Source organism: Anaerotignum sp. (assembly GCF_045122575.1).
Lineage (GTDB): Bacteria > Bacillota > Clostridia > Lachnospirales > Anaerotignaceae > Anaerotignum_A.
The window spans coordinates 1-5,949 of the sequence record NZ_JBGVHV010000050.1 but is presented as its reverse complement, the minus strand read 5'-3'; the positions used below and the strand labels follow the sequence as shown (position 1 = coordinate 5,949).

General features: G+C 48.5%; 4 protein-coding genes. 2 read left to right on the top strand and 2 right to left on the bottom strand.

The genetic code is table 11. The features are described 5' to 3' along the window. The first annotated feature begins 447 nt into the window (after nucleotides 1-447). Together proC and ACJMLT_RS02325 are read left to right on the top strand one after the other, a co-directional pair. Nucleotides 448-1,260, top strand: a complete 813-nt coding sequence (gene proC, locus ACJMLT_RS02330) for a pyrroline-5-carboxylate reductase (protein ID WP_405725994.1) — start codon at nucleotides 448-450, stop codon at nucleotides 1,258-1,260. 25 nt (nucleotides 1,261-1,285) lie between these two features. Then, nucleotides 1,286-2,689, top strand: coding sequence for a hypothetical protein (locus ACJMLT_RS02325; protein WP_405725991.1), 1,404 nt, complete (start codon nucleotides 1,286-1,288; stop codon nucleotides 2,687-2,689). Between the two features lie 48 nt (nucleotides 2,690-2,737). Here the strand turns inward: ACJMLT_RS02325 and ACJMLT_RS02320 are convergent, their stop codons facing one another. Together ACJMLT_RS02320 and nifJ are read right to left on the bottom strand one after the other, a co-directional pair. After that, nucleotides 2,738-3,391, bottom strand: a complete 654-nt coding sequence (locus ACJMLT_RS02320; RefSeq protein ID WP_405725984.1) for a hypothetical protein — start codon at nucleotides 3,389-3,391, stop codon at nucleotides 2,738-2,740. A 180-nt stretch (nucleotides 3,392-3,571) separates the two neighbouring features. Then, nucleotides 3,572-5,949 (bottom strand): pyruvate:ferredoxin (flavodoxin) oxidoreductase (nifJ, locus tag ACJMLT_RS02315; RefSeq protein ID WP_405725981.1); only part of this gene is annotated, 2,378 nt, incomplete at its 5' end.

Genomic DNA, 5,949 nt, shown 5'->3' with positions numbered 1-5,949 from the left:
GCACAGATCGTGTCTGAAAATATCCTGAAATGGGAAGATGGTCAGCCTCAGAATATCATCTGCTAATGGGACGCTGTCCCAAACCCTGCCAAGGGAATAATTCCCTTGGAACCCTATACGAAATTTCAATTTCTTTCAGAAATTAAAATTTCAAATCGGGAAAATTGAATCATATCGCCGAAGGCAAAGCAGAGTTTCGGTCAAGCCTTTTTAAAGGCTTGCGGAGCGCGAGGCAGGCCTCGCAAACATTGCCTCAGGGCGGTTCTTTGAAGGGTTTAAGGGAAACTTTCACTAAGAAAAGAAAGTTTCCCTTTTTTATTGCAGGAATTTTAAGATTTCCGTAATTGACAGCAATGTACTTTTTATAGTACCGTTAAATCAGGAAATCGAAAAAATCACAAAGGTCGGTTTTCGCCGGCCTTTTTTTATTTTAAGGAGGGAACTTCTATGAAATTTGGTTTTATCGGCGCAGGCAATATGGCAGGCGCTATCATCAAAGGCATGACCATCGGCACAAAGAGCTATGACGGCAAGGATATTTTTGTGACCAGCAAAACTGTGACATCTGCCCGGAAACTGGCGGAAACCTGCGGTGCAGTGGCAGTGGAAACAGCGGAGGAAGTGGCTGCCCAGAGTGATGTACTGGTGCTGGCAGTGAAACCCCATGTGCTGGCGGCTGTTGTGCCTGAACTGAAAGAAGAAATCGCGGCAAAGAAACCGCTGGTGGTTTCCATCGCCGCAGGGAAACCATTGGACTATCTGGCATCCCTGCTGCCGGAAGGCACACCCATTGCCCGCGTCATGCCCAATATCAACGCAAAGATCGGCGCAGCCACCAATGGCATGTGCGTGAACGGCTATGTGACCGAAGAACAGAAAGCCATTGTCCGCGGTATGTTTGAAACCATTGGTACGGTCATCGAAGTGGAGGAAAACCATTTCGGCATCTTCACCGTGCTGGCCGGTTCTGCTCCAGCCTTTGCATATCTGTATATGGACGCTTTGGCCCGTGCGGCCGTAAAAGCAGGCATGCCGAAAAAACAGGCCTTGGAGATTGCGGCGGCAACAGTGGAAGGCTCTGCCAAAATGGTGCTGAAAAGCGGGGAACATCCCATGGCACTGGTGGATCAGGTCTGCTCCCCGGGCGGTACTACCATTGAAGGCGTAGCTTCTCTGCAGGCCAATGGCTTTGAAGCGACCCTGACACGGGCTTTTGAGGCCGTTCTGGAAAAGGACAACAAAATCGCAGGCAAAAAATAAATGCTGAAATTTGGAGGTGTTCAGCATGAAAAAAATATCCATTCTACTTAGCACCTTATTGCTTCTGACCCCGACAGCGGCCTTCGCCAATTCCGCTCAGACTTATTTTCAGGGCATCACCTCTACAGAGGTCATGGTAACGGGGGCGGAATATCCGCTGGTGGTACATCAGTCGCCCATTGTTGTGGAGCAGGAACAGCTGACCTTCGACCTGCAGGAATTTCCTCTGGAGCATTATGCGGAGGAAGAAGCATATCTGGCTTACAGCGGGAAAGTGACGGCGGAATATACCTTCCATAACTCTGCCGATTACGATGTGGCGGCAAAATTGGCCTTCCCCTTTGGGCAGACCCCCGATTACGGCTATTATTTTAACCCCGATACGGATCAGCGGGTCTATGCCCCTGATGGGGAAAAATATGATGTGCTGGTGGATGGCAAGCCCATCGAAAGCACCGTCCGCCATACCCTGTTTTATCAGGGAGAGGAATTTCAGCTGGAAAAAGACCTGCCGAACCTCCGCGATGGCTACATGGAGGACGACTTTTTTCATTTCGATCTGCCTGTAACCAAATATACATGGGAAATCAGCGGTATCGATGAAGAGAAATTTCAGGCGGCACGGCTGGGCTTCTGGTGGAGTGGTGACGAAGCAGAGAGGAAATTGCTTTTGCTGGATCAGTCTGGCGGCGAAAATAAAGAGGATAAGATCGCCGTGACCCGCTGGGTGGAAAATGGCGACAGCATCGAACTGTATGTCTTTGGTAAACCGCTGGAAGAAGAACCGCAATGGTTCTCGGAAAATGGCGCGGAGGACACGCCCTTTGACTATACGCTGACCCCTGTCAGCACAGAAACGGCAACCTATGAGGATTTTGTTTTCGCAGACTGGGAGGAAAATGCCACGGTTCTCCGGCATGACTGGTATAATGCCATGACCCAAAGTTTGAAAAATAACGAATGGGATTTTGGTATTCTTGGCAGTTTTGAATATACAGGCAGTCTGCGGGCGGATGACCTGCTGCGGTGGTATGAATATGAAATTTTCATTCCCGCCGGGGGAACCATCGTCAATACCGTGACAGCCCCCATCTATCCCGATATGAATGTGCGGTATGAGCCGCCTGTTTACACATACAGCTATCTGCTTTCCCCTGCCAAAACATGGGCAGAGTTTGGTACGCTGGATATTGTGGTCAATACCCCTTATTACATGACGGAAAGCGGCGGAGATTTCAGTTTTGAAAAAACAGAAACGGGCTATCAGACTTCGCTGGATGGCCTTCCCGATGGGGAACTGGAATTTACTCTGTCGGAATCTGCAAAACCCAAGGCTCCTCGGGATGGACGAGAGATCACCCGCATTGCTGCCGTTGTGGCTGCATTGGCAGTGATTTATCTGGATCAGAAAAGAAGACAAAATAAATAAAAAGAAAGACTCGAGAAATTCTCGAGTCTTTTTTCGTACGCGAAAGTCTTAGAAGAACAGATGGAATGTGTTGAATTTCCATGCACCGTCTTCGTTCCACAGCACAAACAGGAATTCCTGTGTGGTGTAGTTTTCCATGTCAGCAGGTGCTTCATAGGTGTATTCCCCTTCGTAGGGTTCGCCGCTGTTGGTGTAATAAGCCGTTGCCTTGAAGCCCATTTCGTCTTCGCCTTCTTTATCCATGGCAAAGGTATGGCCTACATAGAAGGGATTTGTGCTTCTGCCGGCACCCAGGAAATACAGGCCGCCGTTGTCGCCCTTTGTATACATGATGTTTTCGGGGCTCAGGATGCTGTTATCCACAAACTGTTCTGTGAAATACTGCAGCAGATATGCGCGGAAATCATCATAGGTTTTGAAACGGCTGTCTGTGATGCGGTAATATTCGAAACCGTCTTTTTCGAAGATATCTTCCGCATCATAGTCGAATTTTGCCAGGTTTGTCTGATAGTAGATTTTATAGGCATCGGCGTACAGCTGCTGCAGTTCTGCATCCAGAGGGGGCAGGCTTTCGTCCTCTACCGTGATGGTGGCTGCAACAGAATCTTCGGGAGCAACGGTATTGTCGCTGCCGCCGCAGCCTGTCACCAGTGCCGCGCCAATGGCTGCCATAGCCAGTAATGTCAGTAATTTCTTTTTCATGGTGGTTCCTCCTTTGGTACTTTTCTCTCGGGTTTCAGTATATCACAGGCGTTTCCCGTAAGAAAGGGGGTTTTGCAAATTGAAAGAAAATTGTAAGACTTTTTCTGACAAAAAGAAAAGGCGGTGCAAATGCACCGCCTTGCGTTCTTTTTTATAAAATGTAATTTTCGTTACACTGGATTACATTTCAGCCATTTTTTTGTAGGATTCGTATTTTTCTTTCGCCTGAACTTCTGCTTCTTTCAGCAGTACTTCAGCTGTTTCGGGGAAGGTACGAACCAGGGAAGCGTAACGAACTTCGCCCATCAGGAATTCGTTCAGATCCATGGAAGGTTCTTTGGAATCCAGAATGAAGGGGTTCTTGCCTTCTTTCTTCAGATCAGGATTGAAGCGGTACAGGTGCCAGTAACCGGACTGAACAGCCAGTTTTGCTTCCAGCTGAGAGTTTGCCATACCCTTGGAGATACCGTGGTTGATACAAGGAGCGTAAGCAATGATCAGGGAAGGACCTTTGTAAGCTTCTGCTTCTTTCAGTGCTTTGATCAGCTGGTTAGGGTCTGCACCCAGAGCTACCTGAGCCACATATACATAACCGTAGCTCATTGCCAGAGCACCCAGGTCTTTTTTCACTGTGGGTTTACCGCCTGCTGCGAACTGTGCCACAGCACCGATAGGTGTAGCTTTGGAGGACTGACCGCCTGTGTTGGAGTATACTTCTGTATCTACAACCAGAACGTTTACGTCACGACCGGAAGCCAGAACGTGGTCCAGACCGCCGTAACCAATATCGTATGCCCAGCCGTCGCCGCCGTACATCCACATGGATTTCTTTGTCAGGTGTTCGCTGTTATCCTGAATGTATGCTTTCAGTTCCACTGCATCACCTTCCACTTCCAGTGTGTCCAGAGCAGCCAGCAGTGCGCGGGAGTCAGCTTTGGATCTGTCGCCGTCTTCATAGTTTTCCAGCCATGTCAGAGCAGCAACTGCGAATTTTGTACCTTCTGTCAGAGCCAGCAGGTCTTTTACTTTCATCGCGATGCGTTCTCTCTGCTGTTCAACTGCCAGTACCATACCAACGGAGAACTGAGCGTTGTTTTCGAACAGGGAGTTGGACCATGCGGGACCCCAGCCTTCTTTGTTTGTTGTGTAAGGAACACAAGGAGCAGCAGCACCCCAAGCCTGTGTACAGCCTGTTGCGTTTGCCAGGTACATTCTGTCACCGTACAGCTGAGTCATCAGTTTTGCGTAAGCTGTTTCGCCACAACCAGCACATGCGCCGGAGAATTCCAGCAGAGGCTGTTCGAACTGAGAGCCTTTTACGGAGAATTTGTTCATAGGGTTAACTTTATCGGACAGTTCCAGAGAGAAGTCCCAGTTAGCCTGTTCGGGCATCTGAGTATCCAGAGGTTTCATTACCAGAGCTTTTTCTTTCGCGGGGCAAGCTGTTACGCAGACACCACAACCCTGACAATCCAGTGGATCTACCTGCATACGGAATTTGTACTGTTTGATGTCGCCGGCGCCGATGGCATCCAGAACTTTGTAGGATTCGGGAGCGTTCTGAGCTTCTTCATCTGTCAGCAGGAAAGGTCTGATTGCAGCGTGAGGACATACATAGGAACACTGGTTACACTGGATACAGTTGTCAGCGATCCATTCGGGAACGTCGATAGCAACACCACGTTTTTCGTAAGCGGATGTGCCCAGAGGAGCTGTACCATCTTCTCTGCCTGCGAATACGGATGTAGGCAGCAGATCGCCTTTCAGAGCGTTCATAGGTACCATCAGTTTTTCTACGAATTCGGGCAGAACTTTTTTGATTGCTTCTTTATCTACTGCTTTATCTTCAGCGTTTTTCCATTCAGCGGGAACGTCAACTTTTACCAGACCGCTCAGACCTGCGTCAACAGCAGCATAGTTCATGTTAACAACTTTTTCACCTTTTTTGCCGTAGGATTTCACGATCGCGGCTTTCATGTAGTTTACTGCATCATCAACGGGGATGATGTTAGCCAGTTTGAAGAATGCGGACTGCAGGATGGCATTGGTTTTGTTACCCAGACCGATTTCTTTACCGATTTTGATCGCGTCGATTGTGTAGAAGTTGATATCGTTGTTAGCGATATATTTTTTCACGTCAGCGGACAGGTTTGCATCCAGTTCAGCAGCATCCCATGCGCAGTTCAGCAGGAATGTACCGCCGGGTTTGATTTCGGAAACGATATCATATTTTTCCATGTAGGACTGGTTATGACAAGCAACGAAGTCTGCGTTCTTTGTTACCAGGTAGCTGGAACGGATAGGTGTGTCACCGAAACGCAGGTGAGATCTTGTGATACCACCGGATTTCTTTGTATCGTATTCGAAGTAAGCCTGTGCGTATTTGTCTGTGTGGTCACCGATGATTTTGATGGAGTTTTTGTTTGCACCAACAGTACCGTCGGAGCCCAGACCCCAGAATTTACAGGATACTGTGCTTTCATCGGACAGGTCGGGTTCTTCTGTTACATCGATGTGTGTGTTGGAGATGTCATCGATGATACCAACTGTGAAGTGGT